Origin of the sequence: Streptomyces sp. A012304, from assembly GCF_026008495.1 — a bacterium.
Lineage (GTDB): Bacteria > Actinomycetota > Actinomycetes > Streptomycetales > Streptomycetaceae > Streptomyces.
The window spans coordinates 1-242 of sequence record NZ_BQUN01000186.1; the positions used below are offsets into that span (position 1 = coordinate 1).

Sequence of the window (242 nt, forward strand, 5' to 3'; positions counted from 1 at the left end):
GTAGGTGAACTTGACGTTCGCGGTGCCCGTCCAGTTGACGTAGTCGATCCGCAGGGTGTGCTTGCCGGAGGGGATGGTGACGTTGACCGTCTTGGTGACGGTGGAGGAGACGTTTCGCCAGAGGTCGATCTTGCGGACGCCGTCCACGTGGACCCGTACGCCGTCCTGCGCGGAGGCCGTGAAGGAGAACGGTCCGCCGGAGCCGAAGTCGCGGGTCACCGTCCAGCGCACGCCGAAGTTGT

1 protein-coding gene is annotated in these 242 nt (G+C 65.3%); it reads right to left on the reverse strand.

Annotated features, from left to right (window positions below; all coding sequences use genetic code 11):
• Nucleotides 1–242: PA14 domain-containing protein (locus ALMP_RS37775; protein WP_264936500.1), on the reverse strand; the 242-nt coding region annotated here is incomplete at both ends.